Genomic DNA, 18115 nt, shown 5'->3' with positions numbered 1-18115 from the left:
AAAAAGCAGAGAACCTGTAGTTCTCTGCTATTCCCTATTGAAAACGCTGCTCGGCAAGCTTCTTTTTAATATTCATCAGCCTGCGGTAAAAGAAAGCGGCGGACTCGTAATGTTCCAGCTGATTGAAACGTTCCGCTGTATCATGCAGCAGATCTTCGGCGTCGGCAAGAAGCTGCCTGGATTCCAGCAGGTCAAAGCATTCTGTAAGCACGTTCAGGTCGCCGCTTCCAAGATACAGCTCATGAATGAGGCGGAATTTCGTCAAGTACATGTCATCCTCCCATTCAGCCGCGCTCTTTATCCCACGGTCATACGCCTCTACTGCTTTGTCGTATTTTCCCTCTTTACAGTAGATATGGGTCAGTGAAAATACAGCTTGAACAGCTTGCTGAAAGTTGTGCTCCTCAAAAATGGCGGCGGCTGTTTTGAAATAGCCCTCCGCTTCTTTGTAATCACCCAGACTGTACTTACAGTGTCCGACATTATAATAGGCAGCGGCGATCATGTATGCTTCTTCAAGCTGCCTGGCATGATCTAAAGCGCTGCACAAGTGGGTCAGTGCTTTTTCATGATGATACACATCGGTCAAATTTCCGGCGATGATAAATTCACACTGAACCCGGCGGCGACCGTACAGTTCATATTTCGTATAGATATCAAGCGCCTGGCTCGCATAATTCATGGAAAAATACGTTTGTTTGATGTGATAATACACTTCTGCGACTTTAAAAAGAAACTCAGCTTTTTCGATCTCATCCTCGACATACTCGAGCTTTTCCTCGGCATGTTTATAATGGTCGATCGCTAATATGAAATTTTTCTGCTTGAATTCGTACATTCCTCTGAAATAATAAAAGTAGTATTCCAGTAAGCCCGTGAGTTTTTGCTGATTGCTTTCAATTTCGTTCAGCATATCAGAGAACGGAGGCTTGGTGTCGCTGTCTTTCACCGGCATCAGCTTATCAAGCATGATTCGATGGCGGAATTCCATCAAAGAAAAATATAAAAGCAAGTCCTGGTTCTCTTCCATATCTTCTAAATCGTATTCAATCTCCTGCTTTAACGCTTCTGCTTGATCTGCTTCAAATGCGCGAATGAGCTTGTACCATTCATTCAGCTTTACTGCTACTTCTTCTGATGGAATCTTTGCTCTCATCGGTCTGCCTCCTTCCTCCTGCTACTATTTATGTTATATTTTATCATAGCTGTTCGCTTTTAGAGAGAGTCAATCACTTAAAAGCGTTAACATTCAGCACATCTTGAGAAAGTGAGACCGATATGAAGTTACCCGCAAAAACATTTGTTATCTTATGTATTCTATTTCTTCTAGATCTTTGTTTTAGTTATATTCGGCATGAATGGCATTCTCAAAACGCCTTGCAGGACATGCCTGTCCCCTCGGATCTTCATCCGATTGTGAAGCAGAATGCCGATGCACTCAAAGCCGCTGCAGCGAATAAAGGCATTAACGTCGTCATTACTGAAGGATTCAGGTCCTTTAAGGAACAAGATGAATTATATAAACAGGGACGTACAAAAAAAGGGAATATTGTCACCTATGCTAGAGGAGGGGAATCGTATCATAACTATGGTTTAGCGATTGATTTCGCCCTTCAAAAAAAGGATGGCAGCATCATATGGGATATGGAATATGACGGCAATCAAAACGGAAAATCAGATTGGCTGGAGGTTGTCGAGATCGCTAAGACACTCGGTTTCGAATGGGGCGGGGATTGGAAACGATTCAAGGACTATCCCCACTTGGAGATGATTCCTAACTAGACACCCCTCACAGCCTTTTCTTTTTCCTTATGTGCGCATCAATATAGGAAGGGTAAACCGGCTTATAGACAAGTTTGTAGTGCTGGTCACTGCCTGCTGTAAAATCAGGCTGCCATTCCAGCTTCACATCAAAAGCGGCTAAAAATGCTTCTCTCGCTTCTTCAGCGGAAACATCCGGCCTGTGATTTATCGCTTCCAATTGTTCAGGTTCAATATCAGGCGCCATAAAAGCGTCAATCAACCCAGTTTCCGGATTGACAATGATGCGGGCAGCGCCGAACCGCAGCGGCACTCCTTTATACCAGACAGAAAAATGGTTGCGGACTCTCCCTCTTTCATCAATTCGGACGGGATTCACCCTGAAAAACTCAGCCGCTCTCGGATAGAGGGCATACAAAAATTGAAGCGCTATCTCTTGGCATTCTTCCGTGGAGCATTGGCGGTTGTTCGGCCGCTCCATAAAAGAAAGCGCTGCTTTTAATTTTCCAGTTCTTTTATCCGTCTTCATTTTGATTGTGTTTTTATTTCTCGTTTCAAAATAGCTTCCTATGCTTAAATCCTTACGCTCCGGCGCAGCGCCCCTGCGCCACGTGCTTCCAATTTGTTCTCCAAAGTCTCTTTCACTGACTTTCTGCATATCAGAGGTAAAACCCAGCAAGGCAAATATATCAAGTTCTTCCTTGTTCTGAAGCGGCGGCAGTGGCGCCGTGTTTTCTATTCTTTCATCTGCGATATGCTGGTCGGGCACAATTTCGTCTACATCTGCGGGATAGCTGTATCCCGGAAGAATCGGTTCATATACGAGCCTTGGTTCCTGTTCGCCATCAATGACATCGTACATCAGCTCAAAAGACATTGTGTTTAAGTAATGGGACACAACCTTCTCTTTTGCTACAAATTCTGTCGGAACTTCGGCTTTATGCCCTTCCCCGTAATATAGAAAGTGGACAATCTGACCGCTTCGTGTCATATCAATTAAAAAGCCTGAATTGGGAATAGGAAGCCCCAGCTCCATTTTGGTATAGACAAACCGGATGTGCTGCCCCCGTTCTTCCTTGCCTTGAAAATGAAAATTCATAAAGGTGCCGGGATGGTTGGCAGCGGCAAACTGAAGAGCCGTCAGCTTCAGCTCGGCATCTGGAAGTTTTTTGTCTGTCTCGGAGCGGACAGTTGTTGAAAAGGTGAGCAAAGCGCCGTCATTTCTAAGTTCAACTGTAATGTGCTTTTCCGGATCTTTAGGGTCCTTCCAGATAAAATATGCCTGCCCGTTCTTCTTTTGCTTTTGGTCGTAATCTTCTATCTCAAGCTCATAATGCGTCGGTACATTTCCGATCTCCTGCGCCTTCTTTTTCAGCTGTTTATTAACCAATGAAGTCATCCCTTTCAAAGAGTCTACGACAAAGAGAATCCTGTTTATTATATAAAAAGACCTTTCTTCATTTAAAGTGAAGAAAGGTCCTTTTCTATTATTGTCATTGTTTTTCGAGATTCTTTCTGTTACTTTCATCACATACTCTCTTCTATATCCGAGGCAATTGCGTGACTTTTGGCTGTTTCACCATATGCTGAAGACAGCCTCTCCTGTATGTGCATCGATAAAATGCGGATACACCGGCCTATAGACGAGCCGGTAGCTGTGTTCTTCATTATCCCCGTACTCTCTTTCCCAGCCAAGCTCAACTTTAAAATGCTGCCAAAAGATAGACTTGGCTTGTTCAACTGAAATGGCCGGCACAGGATCAATGGTTGCCAGCTCATTTGGGTCAATATCCGGTCCCATATAAACGGTGATATACCCTGTCTGGCGGCTGACACAAATTTTGATCTGCCCAAATCGGATCGGAACTCCGTGACAATGCGCTTCAAATGTAAAAACAGCGACTGCGTTTTCCTCTTCATCCTTTTCGTCGTATCTGATCCTAAAATATTGATCGGTATTCGCAAATAAAGCAAACAGAAAGCGAAACGCGATTTTTTCGCACTCTGCCAAAGTTACTGTCAGCGGCCCTTTTTCCTCCATAAATGACATGACGCCTTCGAGTTTTCCGGTTTCTTTGTTATAGATGGTTTTCAGCACTTGATGAGTCCGTCCCTTAAACCAGCTGTCCATGCTTTTATCCGCCGGCTGATACACAGGGTCATCCGGATTCCGCCAAACGATTCCGATTCTCCCATCTCCCAAATCCGCTTCCCGCTCTTTGACAAACCCATTTTCAATACCAATCATGCTGTCAGGATCGGCCTTTTCGTAAATGCCCTCGAATAAAGGGAGAGGAAAGCTCTCAGGCTCCCTGTAATTATCGTCATCATCAACTCCTCCTTGTTCTTCTTGAACCAAATCCGCAGGTACGGTAATCGCCCTACATTCAGGCTCATACACCAAATGCGGCTGATCATCTCCATTTTTGTAAATAGAACGATGGAGAACCTCAAACAAAAGGTCGAACTCCACGTCCTTCTTGATAAAGGCAAGTGCCTCTTCAACATCCGCGATCCTCTTTGGCTTGATGATGCTGCCCGCTTCGCCGTAATAGCGGAAGTAGACGATCTCACCTGATAAGGAAACATCAGCCATAAATCCGCTCATGGGGAGAGGAAGCCCAGCCTCCATTTGAACATATGAAAATCTCACTTTATCGCCGTATGCACGGTCATTTTCTTCACGAACAAATGAAGAGAGTGCCCCCGGATGATGAGTCTCGACAAATTGGCGCATGATATCCTCTAGTTTCTCCTCAGACAGCCTTTCTCCGTTTTCAGGTTCAATATCACGGGAAAGGGATTCCAGCTCCCCGTCCGGTCCAAGCTCCACGATAATGCCGGTATTCTCATCCTGAGGATCTGCCCAACAAAAATGAGCTCTTTTATCATCACCGCCATAATCTTCAATTTCCAGTTTTAAGTGTGTCGGCACCCGGCCGATTTCCAGTGCTTTTTGTTTCAGTCCCTCTTTCTTCACAAAGGCAGCCCCTTTCATCCTTCTTATGTTCCTTCAACTAATCAAAAAGTAATAGTCTAAAATACACAGTTTTCTGAGTTTACCAGTTTTACCAGAACATTTTTCACCAAAAATAGGATGATGAACCTATTCAATATAAAAGCTAATAATCTTAAAATTAATTCCGTTGTAACTTTTTATAGGTCCATTCATGACAAAGGAGGGCGGAGTTTCCAGAAAATCCGGTGAAAACCGTGAGAAAAGAACTGATTTTTTTGGTTATATGATGCTAATCCATTCAAAAAGATCCATTTCTCAAAGACAAAAGACTCCCCTTTCCTAAACCATTTGAGGAGGAAAAATGAATGTTTCAGAAAAAAACGTACGCTGTTTTCCTAATTCTTCTGCTGATGATGTTTACAGCTGCTTGTTCCGGCAGCAAAACAAGCGCGGAGAAGAAAGAATCAGAAACAGAAAAAAGCTCAGATATAGCTCAAGTCAAAATCAAGGATGTCTCTTATACGCTTCCGTCTAAATATGATAAGTCCACTTCAGATGACCAGCTTGTGTTAAAAGTCAATGTCGCGGTGAAAAACACAGGAAAAGACCCGCTGAATGTAGACAGTATGGATTTCACACTGTATCAAGGTGATACCAAAATGTCTGACACAGACCCTGAAGACTATAGCGAAAAACTTCAAGGCAGCACGATTAACGCTGACAAATCCGTTGAAGGAAATCTTTTCTTCGTTGTAGATAAAGGCAAGCAATACGAGCTCAACTATACGCCGGAATCTTACGGTGATAAAAAGCCAAAATCAGTTACTTTTAAAATTGACGGAAAAGACAAAAAAATTCTGGCGACGGCAGATAAGCTCCAAGATTCTGCAAAAGCGTTATCAGCTTATGTTGATGTCCTTCTTTTCGGCAAAGATAACGCCGATTTCGAAAAAATCACTGGTGCTAACAAAAATGAAATTGTAAATGATTTCAATGAATCAGCCAAAGACGGTTATCTCTCAGCTTCCGGCCTTTCCAGCACATATGCGGACAGCAAAGCGCTTGATAATATCGTGAACGGCATTAAAGAGGGATTAAGCAAAAACTCTTCCATTCAGGCAAAAACGACTTCAATCTCTAAAGACGAAGCCATTGTTGAAGCCACAGTTAAACCTGTAGATGCATCTTCTCTTTCAGACCGTATCGAAGACAAAGTGAAAGACTACTACAGTAAAAACTCTAGTGCCAGCTATGAAGAGGCAGTGAAATACGCGCTTCAAGTCTATCCTGAGGAATTCAAAAAGCTTGGACCTGCTTCATCTGAAAAAACAGTTGAAGTGAAAATGAAGAAAAATGACATCGACCAATGGCAGCTTGATATGGATGATTACAGAGCAGCAGAATTAGTCGAAGCATTCATCAAAGAATAAAACACTAAAAGGAAATAGCCTTGACGGCTATTTCCTTTTTATTTAAAAATGTCGCTGATGAAATTCACTTCATCTTCGGTGAGTTCAATGTTCAAGGTTTTCAGGTTATCCTGTAATTGCTCAGGTCGCTTAGCTCCTGGAATAATGGCATCAATCGCCGGTCTCGTTAACAGCCACGCCAAGGCGACATGTGCCGTATCCGCTTGTTTTTCCTCCGCTACTGCTTTCAGCTTATCTACTTTTTTTAGATTGTGGATAAACGTTTCACCCTGAAATTGAGGTTTATCCTTTCTGAAATCATCAAAGACTGTGTCTTGCGTGAATTTTCCTGTCAGCAGTCCGGACGCAAGCGGAAAGTAAGGAATAAAGGAGATGCCTTGTTTTTCACAGTATGGAAGAAGCTCTTTCTCAGCATCACGCTGTATGAGAGAATATTCGGCCTGAAAGACCTCCAAATAGCCATCAGCATTAAAATCCTGCAATTGCTGATAATCGAGGTTCGAAGCGCCGATTGCTTTGATTTTCCCCTCATCCTTCAGCTCTTTCAAAGTGCCCGCCACTTCAGCGAGAGGTGTTTTTCCATCCGGAAAGTGAACATAATACAAATCAATGTAATCTGTTTTCAGCCGCTTCAGGCTCTTCTCGACCTCGCTGCGAAGAAACTCCCGGCTATTGTCTAATTCAATGCTGCCGTCCACTTCTTTATGAGCTCCTTTGGTGGCGATGATGAGCTCATTCCGCACGCCGCGTTCCTGTACGACTTCGCCGATTAATTCTTCAGATCGCCCCAATCCATATATAAAAGCGGTATCGATAAAATTGACGCCGCCATCCAATGCCGTGCGCACTAAATCCTTCCCTGTTTCATCATGTAGATTTGGAAATAGATTATGCCCGCCGACCGCATTCGCGCCGAATCCGATCCGCTTCACCTTCAGCTTCGTTTTGCCGAGTGTACGTGTTTGATCCATTGTTCCGTCTCCTTTGAAACCAATTTTGATGAAAAATAGTGCAGGGTCACTTTTTGTATTAGATATCCTTTTTCTATTTTCCTTCTTTTTTCAGGATATACAAAAAGGAGAAAGTGTATTTCTCCTTTCGCAAGTTTATTTTGGAAGAACCCATTTGTCTTTCAGGAAGCAGGCTCTGGCTAGTAAAAAGAAGATGGCGATAAGCACGGCGATGGTTCCTGACGTAGACAAAATGGCAGCCGGGTCAACCATCCCGAATAAAAGCTGTTTAAATAACGCATGCAGGTTCAGAAACGGGATGAGAAAGTATGATAAGTCAAATTGGTTCGGTGCCTTGCTGAAGATGAAAAACATCGGGAATACAGGCAAAAAGACGACGAGAGACATATAACTTTGCGCTTCTTTTACCGAGCTGGACATGATGCTGATGAAAAGCTCCATCGCAGATATCAGCAATGCAGAGAGCACAATGATTAAGGCTGAAGCGCCGATTACACTCCACATATGATCTCCCAGCTGGAAGGCCGTTTTTAAATTTTCGGTAAATAACACGGTGGACAAAATCAAAAACACCAAAGCCAATACACCTGAAGCCACGCCAAAAGTGGAAACCGCAAGCCACTTGCCGACCAGCATTTTGTTTCTGCTGACTGGCGTTAATAGCAGCGCCTCGATTGACTTCCGGTCCTTTTCACCGGCCATGATATCAAGAGCGATCGGCATTGCGCCGGAAACAATGGAAGTCAGAATCAGCATGGGCAGAATGGCGGAAAGCATAATAGCGGAAGTCCCTTTCTCCTCATCCGCTTCCTTTTGCTGAATCGTAAACGGCTGGATCACCGATTGATCAATATGCTTATTTGTTAAACGTTGCTGCACAATTTCATTTTTGTACTGATCTAAGGCAGACTGCACAAGCTGCATGGCGTTTGACGACCCTTGATCGATTGAATTGCCGTAAACATCAACCTTAAAAGGTGTCATGCTGTTGACATATGAGTCGAACTCTTTCGGGACGTTCAGATAGGCATCTGCTTTTCCTTCATCAACTGCCTCTTCAGGCTTTGCAAATGTTTTTACGCTGATTTCGTCAATCTCATTAATCTTGCTTTCCAGTGCGGGCGGAAGCGAATGGCCGACAGCCAGCGTGTACTGCTCCCCTTTGTCGGACAGCATGCTTTCATAAAAGAAGACAAGTCCAAGCATCATAATCATCGGCACTAAGATTGTGAGTAAAATCGTTTTTCTGTCGCGCAAAGCGTCGATCATTTCTTTTTTATAAATATGGCCCAGCATTTAAGAAATCCCCCTGACAAGCTTAGACATAAAGATGTAATTCAAATCCTCACTGCGCTCGCTCTCGTATAATGATTCAAGCGCTCCCCGGTAAATCACCTCTCCGCTGTGAATCATGATGACACTGTCACAGAGCGCCTGCACTTCCTCCATAATGTGGCTGGAGAAAAGAATCGTTTTTTGTTCTCTTTTCAGCTGCTGTATAAATTCGCGGAAGATGTTGCTTGACGTAATATCAAGCCCAGTTGTCGGCTCATCAAATAAAATGATGTCCGGATCGTGAATCAGCGCTCTGGCAATGGCGACTTTCTGCCTCATGCCTTTCGAAAACCCGCCCACTCTCCGGTTCATATAATCGCGCATGCCGAACCGTTTCGATAAATCTTCTATTCTTGCTTTGATCTCGTGGCGGTTCAGCCCATACAGCCTGCCGAAGTATTGGAGATTTTCTTTAGCGGTCATCCTGTCGTAAAGCCCGGTTTCTCCTCCGAATAAGACACCGATTCTTTTTTTGACTTCAGCCGGCTGCTTGACCGTGTCAAAGCCGTCTACTGTGATTACACCCTGTGATGGTTCAAGCAAGGAAGCAATCATTCTCAGCATCGTGGTTTTGCCGGCACCGTTTTCTCCGAGAATGCCGACGACTTCTCCTTTTTCAATTGTTAAACTTACATCTCGCACCGCTTTGACTACTTTTTTCTTATCCTGAAACCTGCGGCTGCAATCGGTCAGTGTAATCATGTCACAATCTCCCTTATCTTTATTTCTAGTAATGACTATATACGAAAAGCTGGATTAGTTGGATAAAGTTGTCGCGAAGAGTTCTTTTTATGTCGCGAAATGGGATAGAATAAAGATGATTCTATGTAACTAGGGGAATGATAATGGTAAAAGTCGGACTTGTAGATGATTATCGAGTAGATTTAGAGAAGCTGGAAGCGATCGTGTCCAGAATGCAGGACGTCGAAATTGTCTTTTCCACCGATTCAGCGAAGGAAGCCTACAGGCGGGTAAAGAACGGAGACATTGATCTGCTTCTTGCCGATATCGAGATGCCCCATATGTCTGGCTACGAGCTTGCTGATTTGATCAAATCCCATTCACTTGATGTGGATGTGATTTTTGTGACCGGCCACGGCGGTTATGCGGTTCACGCCTTTGACCTGAACGTCCATGATTATATTATGAAGCCGTACTATGCCGACCGTCTGGCCGCTTCCTTCGACCGGTACTTGAAAAAGAAAACGGAAACGAGTTTGAATGGGCGTATATTGATAAAGCAAAAGTCTGAAATGCACGTCCTGCAAAAGAAGGATATTATTTTCGCAGAACGGACGGGACGTTCGACGACGATTGTGACAACCGCCGAAGAGGTGCAAACGTATCAAACATTAAATGATATTAAAGGCGACCTGCCCGAAAAAGATTTTCTTCGTTCGCATCGTTCCTTTATTATCAACATTCATTACATAAAGCATTTTTCCGCTTATACTAAGCATTCATTCACAGTTTCCTTTGAGGGAACGTCTAAAAAAGCGATGATCACTAAGCAGCAGCTTGATTATTTTCAAAACTACTACTTTTGAGGAGTTCAGAACGTGATTACCCTTTTTCAATGTCTTTATCTGATTTTATTTAGTTTCATATGTTATCAGGTAGCTGCTGCTCTTTCACACAGCACAGCCGTCTCTTGGCTCACCGCTGTTTTAGGCGCAGCTGCTGCAGGATTGTACATTTGGAAAACGAAGCGGGTGTGGAAACACTGTTCCTCAGGGCTTTGTGCATGGATTGCCGTGATTCAAGTGATGTCGGCGGGAGTGGTGCTGATCGGCACAACCATCATGCCGGCATTATGTGTAATCGCGATATTTGCAGGGTGTGAAGGGCTCCGTATCGGACAGTCTGCTTTGCAGGCAAGGCTTTCTGATCAAATTGATAAGCTGACTCAGGCTGAACAGCACGCCAATCAAATGCTGATTGATGTCAGAAGCCGGAATCATGACACAATGAAACATATCACTGCAATCAAATCAGCTCAGCCCAAGGCAGATACACAAGCATATATTCAAAACTGGGCGGATCAATACAGTCAATATGACCGTTTTTTGAAAGGAGAGAACGCGTACGTTGCAGGGGTGCTTTATGATTTTTTAGAAAAAGCCCGCGCCTCGAATGTGAGTGTTTCGCTGCATATACATACACCGCTTTCTTCCCTTCCGTTTTCGCCTGCTGATCAGGTCAGCTTGGTCGGCAACATATTAGAAAACGCGCTCGACAGCGCGGCGGAGACCCGAGAAAAAGCAGAGATTAAACTGGAGACTTCACTGCGCAGCGGGCTTTATGTACTGACTTGTGAAAACAGCACTCCCGGGATGGACCCAAAAGTGCTCGATACAATTTATCAATCGTTTGGCCGCTCAACGAAAAACGGCGCTCATGAAGGCATGGGCACATATATCATTCAAAAACTGGTGAAGAGCGCTTTTGGCAGGCTGGATTTTACCTACCGCCACCCCATCTTCCGGTTAGAAATCAAAATTCCGTTTCAGAAATAAAAAAACCTTGAAAAGCCCGGCTTTTCAAGGTTTTTTTCATTATGAGGATAACGCTTGTGCAAAACGATCTGCTTCATCTTGCAGCGTGCTTTCAATTTCTTTGTAACGGCTGGAAATCGTTGATGCGCTGACGCCGTATTTTTTCGCCAGTTTAGCCTGGGAAACAGACGCGCCGTTAAGAGAAATCGCGTTTACATAATATTCAACTGCCGCAGCAAAAGCTTCCGGCTTTCTGATGACAGGTGATTTTTTCTCGCAGAATGTTTTCCAGATGTCAATAACAGCTGGGATCAATTCAGTCGGATACTCTTCCCCGCTCATGCCTTCTTCAATAGCCGCAGCGGTTTCTTTCTCCAAGTCGTTTGCCCACTCAACAGTGCTTACTTCCGCTTTCTCTGCTTGTGGCTCTTCATCTTTCTCAGCTAACAACGCGAACAGAACGTTGTTGAATTCCTGCTTCATGAAGTCCTCCGGCGTTTTGCCTTCCTTCACAGCGGCATCCGCATATTTCTTCACCTTGCTGATCAGCGCTTCTGTTCTCTTCACCGGGAAGATCGTGAACTGCATGAAGAATTCTGCTTTTTCCGCTTCGTGGATTGGGTATCCAAGAATCAGGCTTCCCACTGGAGGAAGGTCTTGATTGCTGGCGTCCATTTCCACTTCGAATTGTTTTGCCGTAATGACATCTTCAAAGTGAATGATGCCTTCCTTCAGGTCCTTCAGCAGCAATAAAGCAGGCGTCATGCTCTGCCATGATTCTACGATCTCACGCGTTTTCGGACGAGTGATCGAATCGCCTTTTTTCTGAAGGTACTCTTCGAAGATTGTCTTCTCACCAGCAAGCGGGTGGAAGAAGATTCCCCAGATTCCTAAGTTAAATACGCTGATGTCTTTCGTCTGTCTGTCCATAGCAGAAAGAAAATCATGCTGGTTGATAAAGCCTGAAATGCTTTCTCTATGTACTGTGAAGGCATACTCCACTAAGTCTTCCTGAATTTGTTTCGCTTCTTTTGCCGCTAGTTCCGCCGGGAAGTCGACAACTTTACTTCCGCAGCATTTTTTATATTTCTTGCCGCTGCCGCATGGGCAAGGGGCATTTCGTTTCACTTTTCCCACAATAAACCCTCCGAATTCTGTTGTAACTTTTCTATTTTAACAAAAATAACTTCTGAGGGCTTGGTTTCGGGCTAAAAAAGAATTTGGTAATGTGATAAGCTGGCTGATTATGCCAATTTACCTATGACATTTTCACCAACTTTTGTGATTTAAGGCTTATCACCTATTCCCACTTTAGGCCCTTCTTTTTTACAATCATTAGGTATTTATTTAACATTTTAAGGAGTGTTTCTATTGGAACTAGCTGGTTTCATGCTGCGCGCCTGCGCTCTTGTACTTGATGTAATCATTGCCGCAGCAGTGATTTTGGCAGCCGGATTTACGTTTGGCGATGGGTCCGCCGGTGTCATTATTGTCGCCATATTGATGCTGATTGTGTATCCTTTGCTGATGCCGCTGACAAATTGGAAGGGCACACTGGGCAAAAAAATCATCGGGCTGCAAATCGTGAGGGACGAAACACACGAGAAAATTTCTTTCCTACAGGCGATTGTCCGTTACATCATAGCGTGGGTGCATGTATTCTCCCGCCTGATCTATTTGACAGCCGCATTTACGAAGAAAAAACAAACCGTTCATGATATGGCGGCGAAAACCATTGTGCTAAAAGCAGAATAACCTTGAAGAATAGGACTCTTCAAGGTTATTTATCTCATTAGTTTGTATTCTGGCCCCCGCCGTTCAGCCCTTCTTTAATCAGGCTGTTGACTTGGCTGCTGTACAGAAGGCCGATGTGTCCAACGCCATGGATTTGAACGTTTCTCGCACCATCTAATCTTGATAAATAATTCATGACAATCATATCGGCACTGCTGTAAATAGATGTGTATAAAATCTTTTGATTTGGATCTGTTCCCGGAAGCGCCTTGCCTGTCGTCAAACGGTTGGCGCCGCCAAGCGTCACGACGTTTTCAACTTTATTTCCGCCGTCCAGATTTTTTATGTAGTAAAGTGTGTTCGCGCCCCCCATACTGTGAGCGACAATATCCACTTTTTTCGCACCCGTTTCATCTAAAACCTTTTGCACAAATCGTGACAATACCGGGCCATTGTTATAATTTGTGCCTGTCTTGTCCCAAAAATCAACTGCATACAGCTTGTCCCGCGACCAGCCCTGAGATACGAGATAGCTCTTAATTCCCGCAAAATTGAATGATGCCCCTCCAATACCGTGAACCATAACGACTGGATTGTGTTCAGCGGCTTTTGCTGACGGCTGCAACGCAAACAGCGATGTAACAGACAGCATCAAAATTGTTACAAGTGCAATGATCCTTCTTTTTATAAATTTCATAATATCCTCCTTTTTTGTAACAAATTCTCCAATTATATTACGTTACCAAATTAATTAAGTAAAGGGTAATTTCGGCTTATTTTTAAAGAAATTTTAAGATTCAGAGGTCATTATTGGTCCTAAAAAGCCAAAAAAAAGAAGGCTTATTCGCCTTCTTTTCTTCAATACTCATTGAAATAAGCTTGGATTTTTTGAGGATCATTTGTTTTGGTAAGCGCAAGCATCAGCAACATCCGTGCTTTTTGGGGGTTTAAAGAGTTCGATGCCAGCAGGTCCTTTTCCGCATAGTCTTGGTTTGGTGTGACGACACCATTTCCCGTGCGGGTAGAGCGCACCACTGTAACGCCTTTTTTGACTGCGCTGTCCGCCCCTTTTTCGGCTGCGTCAGATAAAGACCCGTTCCCAGAACCGGCAAATACAATCCCCTTTGCTCCGGCTTTTACAGCAGCGTCAAACAGGTAGCTTCCGTCATTTTGGTATCCATAGATAATGTCAACCTGCGGCAGCTCATCAAGATTAGAAACCGAGAAATCCGTGTCCTTCGTATGCTTACGGGTAATCTCATTATTAAAATAGATATCATCTGCAATTGTTCCGACGAAGCCCATTTCTTCTGATTTAAATGTATCTGTTGTGGTTGTGTTTGTTTTGGTGACATATCGGGCTGAGGCAATCCGGTCGTTAAGAACAACAAGCGTCCCTTTCCCTTTTGCCTCAGGGGCACCTGCCACTTTCACTGCATTGTACAGGTTAGAAGGCCCATCAGCGCTGATGGCTGTGGAAGGTCTCATCGAACCGACAATAACAACCGGTTTATCACTTTTCACGGTAAGATTCAAAAAATAAGCGGTTTCCTCCAATGTATCTGTTCCATGAGTCACGACGATTCCGTCTACATCATCTGAAGCGAGCAAGTGGTTGATGCGTTTCGCCAGCTTCAGCAATATTTTATTATCAATATTTGTGCTGCCGACGTTAACAATCTGCTCGCCGCTGACGTTTGCAATGTCCTTCATTTCTGGAACTGCCTCGATCAGTGATTCAACGCCGACAACACCTGCTTTATATTCAGTTGTTGAGGTTTTCGATTGATCGGCACCAGCTATCGTGCCTCCTGTCGCTAAAATTCCAATGTTTGGCAGATCCTTTTTTTCAGAGGCAGAAGCCGAAGAGACTTTTTGTGTCTGCGTTTTTTCTTTCAGGGATTCTTTTGTTTCAGGAGAATGTGAACATCCGGTAAAAACAAACAATAGTGCGGTAAAAAGTACGAGCATTCGTTGTTTTTTCATCTATTTCTCTCCTTACATCCATATGATGATTAATCATTGTACATTTTATCTATTCAGTCAAAAGATCAGTCAGCTTTTCTCTCAGTATTTTTTGTTGTCATATCCTTCTTTTTTTGTCTTTTCATACAATGAATTTTTCTTGACAATTGATGATTGAATCAAGATAATAGACCAGTCACTATATTTTTGATTGCAATTCAGTAAGGTGGGAATGTTATGAGTTATGGAGATTCCCGTGAGAAAATCCTTTCGGCAGCTACCCGGCTTTTTCAGCTGCAAGGGTATTACGGCACGGGGCTGAACCAGATTATAAAGGAAAGCGGCGCGCCTAAAGGCTCTCTTTACTACCACTTTCCCGGCGGTAAAGAACAGCTTGCGGTCGAAGCCGTGAATGAGATGAAGGAGTATATCCGTCAGAAAATCGCGGACTGCATGGAATCCTGCACCGATCCAGCGGAAGGCATTCAAGCCTTTTTGAAGGAGCTCTCCTGCCAGTTTTCATGTACGGAAGACATTGAAGGCTTGCCTGTGGGCTTGCTAGCGGCTGAGACGTCATTGAAAAGCGAACCGTTGCGCGAAGCCTGTCATGAAGCCTACAAAGAATGGGCCTCTGTGTATGAGGAAAAACTGCGGCAGACTGGCTGCAGCGAGAGGCATGCAAAAGAAGCCAGCACTGTGGTTAACGCGATGATTGAAGGCGGCATCCTTTTATCTTTGACGGCAAAAAACAGTACGCCGCTCCTTCATATCTCCAGCTGCATTCCTGACCTGCTGAAGAGATAAAAAAACGACATACTACATGCAGTTGATAGAGAGGGGAAATGATTTTGGAAACAACAGCTAAAGCATCTCAGCAATACAAAGTGATGCCGATTATGATTTCCTTGCTGTTGGCCGGTTTTATCGGCATGTTCAGTGAAACAGCCCTGAATATTGCGTTAACCGACCTTATGAAGGAATTGAACATTACAGCGGCAACCGTCCAATGGTTAACGACGGGCTACCTGCTTGTACTCGGTATCCTTGTTCCTGTTTCAGGACTGCTGTTGCAGTGGTTCACAACAAGACAGCTTTTTACCGTGTCACTTATCTTTTCAATTTTAGGTACATTAATTGCGGCGCTTGCGCCGAGCTTCTCGTTTTTATTAGCGGCAAGGATCGTTCAGGCACTTGGAACCGGTCTTTTACTGCCCCTAATGTTTAACACAATCTTGGTGATTTTCCCGCCTCATAAACGGGGCGCCGCAATGGGAACGATCGGTCTTGTCATTATGTTCGCGCCCGCCATCGGCCCAACTTTCTCAGGATTGGTTCTGGAGCACCTCAACTGGCACTGGATTTTCTGGATCTCTCTTCCATTCCTTGTGCTGGCGCTTGTGTTCGGTATCGCATATATGCAGAATGTATCTGAAACGACAAAGCCGAAAATCGATGTATTGTCTATCATCCTGTCGACGATTGGCTTCGGCGGCATTGTGTTCGGATTCAGCAACGCGGGTGAAGGCTCCGGGGGATGGTCCAGCCCGACTGTTATCGTGTCGCTGATTGTCGGCGTTGTCGGCCTTATCCTATTTTCAATCCGCCAGCTGACAATGAAGCAGCCGATGATGAACCTCCGTGCGTTCAAATACCCGATGTTTATTTTGGGTGTGATCATGGTGTTCATTTGTATGATGGTCATTCTGTCATCTATGCTGCTTCTGCCGATGTATCTGCAAGGCGGCTTAGTCCTGACTGCATTTGCATCTGGTCTTGTTCTCTTGCCGGGCGGTATTTTAAATGGATTTATGTCCCCTGTTACAGGCCGCTTGTTCGATAAATACGGGCCGAAATGGCTTGTCATTCCGGGATTTGTGATTGTCACAGTTGTACTATGGTTCTTCTCAAATGTCACGACCACTTCAACAGCTGTGCTGATTATCATCCTGCACACCTGCTTGATGATCGGGATTTCTATGATCATGATGCCTGCACAGACAAACGGTTTAAACCAACTGCCGCGTGAATTTTATCCAGACGGCACCGCCATTATGAACACGCTGCAGCAAATGGCCGGCGCTATCGGAACAGCGGTTGCGGTCAGCATTATGGCTGCAGGCCAGCATGATTATATGAGTACAGTTAAAAACCCTGCCGATCCGGCAGTCATCCCGCAAGCTTTGACAGCGGGTGTACAGCACGCATTTGTGTTTGCAATGATTGTTGCCATTATCGGTTTAATTGGCGCTTTCTTTATGAAGCGCGTGAAGGTAGATCATTAATATGAAAAGCCCCTGACTAGTGTTCAGGGGCTTTTTTATGTTTACTTGTGGATCGTTTTCGCCGCGATTTCATCAATCGCGTGACGCATTTCCTCCTTCGTATTATAAAAATGGGGAGCGAGACGGATAACATTTTCCCGCGGCGCGCAAATCACTTTTTTCTTTTTCAGCAACGCCGCCGTTTCCGATGCCCGCTCATCCCGGATCGCAACCATGCCTGGCTGATCCCCACCTTGTGCCGCCGCCAGCTGCAGGCCTTTTTCAGCGGCATATTGAACTGCATCGGCACAGATCGTTTTCACATGATCCCTGATATGAGAAACCCCAATATGATTCAGCAGCGATAAAGCCGCTGCAGCTGCGTATACGCTGATAAAAGCTGGGGTGCCCGTTTGAAAACGGCGCGCGTCTTTTGCATAAGCCCCATCAAATCCGCTCTCTCTGCCGAACCAAGCTGATGCTTTCGGCTTCAGTGCGTCAGCCAGTTCCTTTCTCACATAAAGAAACGCCACACCCGGTATGCCGAGCAAATACTTCCGGGTGCCTGCTGCCAGCATATCTACGCCCCATTCCTTCACATCAATGGGAATATGCCCGGCTGATTGATAAGCATCTACAAACAATAAAGAGCCCTTTCTCTGAGAAATCTCGGCAATCGCTTTTATATCCTGAACATAGCCGTCACGATAATGAACGTGAGGAACACACGTCAGTACTGTTTCATCCGAAATATGCGTTTCATATTGTTCAAGCGGCAGCACGCCGTCTATTGATGGAATGACGGATACGGTATAATCGGAGTGTGCCTGCCAAACATGAGGCACCGCCGGAAAATCCATATCTGTATATACAACGTGCTTCTTTCCAAATGCAGTTAAGGACGATGCTACAGAAACCAGTGCATCAGAAACTGACGGCACAATCGCCACTTCATCCGGTTCAGCCCCGATCAGCTTTGCAAACTCGTTTCTCGCAAACTCTGTTTTTTCGATCGCTTCTTTCCAGTTCGTCCCCATATACAGCAGGCTATCATGATAATCCTGGATCGCCCTTGATACAGGCTCTGCCAATGCGCTCTGAGAACAGCTGGCAAGCATCGTATGCGTCTGCAAGGTTGGGAATAACTGGCGATACTGCTGCGGCAAATGCTCCATTATGATTCACTCCTTTACATTATTTTGAT

General features: G+C 44.6%; 18 protein-coding genes. 8 read left to right on the top strand and 10 right to left on the bottom strand.

All coding sequences use genetic code 11. The features are described from left to right. Positions 1–34: 34 nt before the first annotated feature. Positions 35–1156, bottom strand: coding sequence for a response regulator aspartate phosphatase RapJ (gene rapJ, locus NYE56_RS01135; RefSeq protein WP_015715201.1), 1122 nt, complete (start codon positions 1154–1156; stop codon positions 35–37). Between the two features lie 122 nt (positions 1157–1278). Here rapJ and cwlK point away from each other — a divergent pair, with 122 nt between their 5' ends. Continuing rightward, positions 1279–1782: a peptidoglycan L-alanyl-D-glutamate endopeptidase CwlK gene (gene cwlK / locus NYE56_RS01130; RefSeq protein WP_041519067.1), complete on the top strand. Its 504-nt coding sequence runs from the start codon at positions 1279–1281 to the stop codon at positions 1780–1782. Positions 1783–1789: 7 nt separating this feature from the next. On the opposite strand, the gene NYE56_RS01125 is transcribed toward cwlK, so the two are convergent. Both NYE56_RS01125 and NYE56_RS01120 read right to left on the bottom strand, forming a co-directional pair. Continuing rightward, positions 1790–3151: a YcdB/YcdC domain-containing protein gene (locus NYE56_RS01125; RefSeq protein ID WP_341283341.1), complete on the bottom strand. Its 1362-nt coding sequence runs from the start codon at positions 3149–3151 to the stop codon at positions 1790–1792. Between the two features lie 186 nt (positions 3152–3337). Next, positions 3338–4759 (bottom strand): YcdB/YcdC domain-containing protein, encoded by a 1422-nt coding sequence (locus NYE56_RS01120; protein WP_341283340.1) that lies wholly within the window; start codon positions 4757–4759, stop codon positions 3338–3340. Positions 4760–4931: 172 nt separating this feature from the next. On the opposite strand from NYE56_RS01120, the gene NYE56_RS01115 reads away from it, so the two are divergent. Next, the gene (locus tag NYE56_RS01115) at positions 4932–5063 is read left to right on the top strand and encodes a hypothetical protein (protein WP_003246334.1); all 132 of its coding nucleotides are present in this window, start codon (positions 4932–4934) and stop codon (positions 5061–5063) included. A gap of 22 nt (positions 5064–5085) precedes the next feature. Continuing rightward, on the top strand, positions 5086–6150 hold the full coding sequence (locus tag NYE56_RS01110) for a DUF4352 domain-containing protein (protein WP_003234750.1): 1065 nt from the start codon (positions 5086–5088) through the stop codon (positions 6148–6150). 38 nt (positions 6151–6188) lie between these two features. On the opposite strand, the gene NYE56_RS01105 is transcribed toward NYE56_RS01110, so the two are convergent. From NYE56_RS01105 to natA, 3 genes are all read right to left on the bottom strand, one after another. Further along, entirely contained in the window at positions 6189–7121 is a 933-nt protein-coding gene (locus NYE56_RS01105; RefSeq protein ID WP_129134165.1) for an aldo/keto reductase, read from the bottom strand. A 135-nt stretch (positions 7122–7256) separates the two neighbouring features. Continuing rightward, positions 7257–8417: a sodium ABC transporter permease NatB gene (gene natB / locus NYE56_RS01100; RefSeq protein WP_341283339.1), complete on the bottom strand. Its 1161-nt coding sequence runs from the start codon at positions 8415–8417 to the stop codon at positions 7257–7259. Continuing rightward, positions 8418–9158, bottom strand: coding sequence for a sodium ABC transporter ATP-binding protein NatA (gene natA, locus NYE56_RS01095; RefSeq protein ID WP_015252894.1), 741 nt, complete (start codon positions 9156–9158; stop codon positions 8418–8420). Between the two features lie 143 nt (positions 9159–9301). Here natA and natR point away from each other — a divergent pair, with 143 nt between their 5' ends. Then, positions 9302–10003: a two-component system response regulator NatR gene (gene natR, locus NYE56_RS01090; RefSeq protein ID WP_003234759.1), complete on the top strand. Its 702-nt coding sequence runs from the start codon at positions 9302–9304 to the stop codon at positions 10001–10003. 12 nt (positions 10004–10015) lie between these two features. Then, on the top strand, positions 10016–10972 hold the full coding sequence (gene natK, locus NYE56_RS01085) for a two-component system sensor histidine kinase NatK (RefSeq protein WP_341283338.1): 957 nt from the start codon (positions 10016–10018) through the stop codon (positions 10970–10972). A 39-nt stretch (positions 10973–11011) separates the two neighbouring features. Here the strand turns inward: natK and NYE56_RS01080 are convergent, their stop codons facing one another. Then, positions 11012–12088, bottom strand: coding sequence for a helix-turn-helix domain-containing protein (locus tag NYE56_RS01080; RefSeq protein ID WP_003234762.1), 1077 nt, complete (start codon positions 12086–12088; stop codon positions 11012–11014). A gap of 234 nt (positions 12089–12322) precedes the next feature. Between NYE56_RS01080 and NYE56_RS01075 the strand changes: the two genes are divergently transcribed. After that, complete coding sequence (locus NYE56_RS01075; RefSeq protein WP_015482755.1) at positions 12323–12706, top strand: RDD family protein; 384 nt, start codon at positions 12323–12325, stop codon at positions 12704–12706. Positions 12707–12743: 37 nt separating this feature from the next. Here NYE56_RS01075 and lipA read toward each other — a convergent pair whose 3' ends face one another. Further along, positions 12744–13382: a lipase LipA gene (gene lipA, locus NYE56_RS01070; protein ID WP_341283337.1), complete on the bottom strand. Its 639-nt coding sequence runs from the start codon at positions 13380–13382 to the stop codon at positions 12744–12746. A gap of 161 nt (positions 13383–13543) precedes the next feature. Then, a complete protein-coding gene (gene ansZ, locus NYE56_RS01065; protein WP_268555819.1) occupies positions 13544–14671 on the bottom strand; it encodes an asparaginase AnsZ in 1128 nt (375 codons plus the stop codon). Between the two features lie 216 nt (positions 14672–14887). Here ansZ and lmrA point away from each other — a divergent pair, with 216 nt between their 5' ends. Beyond that, on the top strand, positions 14888–15454 hold the full coding sequence (lmrA, locus tag NYE56_RS01060) for a transcriptional regulator LmrA (RefSeq protein ID WP_268555818.1): 567 nt from the start codon (positions 14888–14890) through the stop codon (positions 15452–15454). A 38-nt stretch (positions 15455–15492) separates the two neighbouring features. Then, positions 15493–16932 carry a lincomycin efflux MFS transporter Lmr(B) gene (gene lmr(B), locus NYE56_RS01055; protein WP_268555817.1) on the top strand — a complete coding sequence of 480 codons (1440 nt, stop codon included), beginning with the start codon at positions 15493–15495 and terminating at the stop codon, positions 16930–16932. Between the two features lie 41 nt (positions 16933–16973). Here lmr(B) and NYE56_RS01050 read toward each other — a convergent pair whose 3' ends face one another. After that, complete coding sequence (locus tag NYE56_RS01050; RefSeq protein ID WP_268555816.1) at positions 16974–18086, bottom strand: aminotransferase class V-fold PLP-dependent enzyme; 1113 nt, start codon at positions 18084–18086, stop codon at positions 16974–16976. Positions 18087–18115: the final 29 nt, after the last annotated feature.

Source organism: Bacillus sp. FSL R5-0603, from assembly GCF_038050295.1.
In the GTDB taxonomy this organism is placed as follows: Bacteria; Bacillota; Bacilli; order Bacillales; family Bacillaceae; genus Bacillus; species Bacillus subtilis.
The sequence above is the reverse complement of the archived record's forward strand: the minus strand, read 5'-3'. Positions and strand labels throughout refer to the sequence as shown.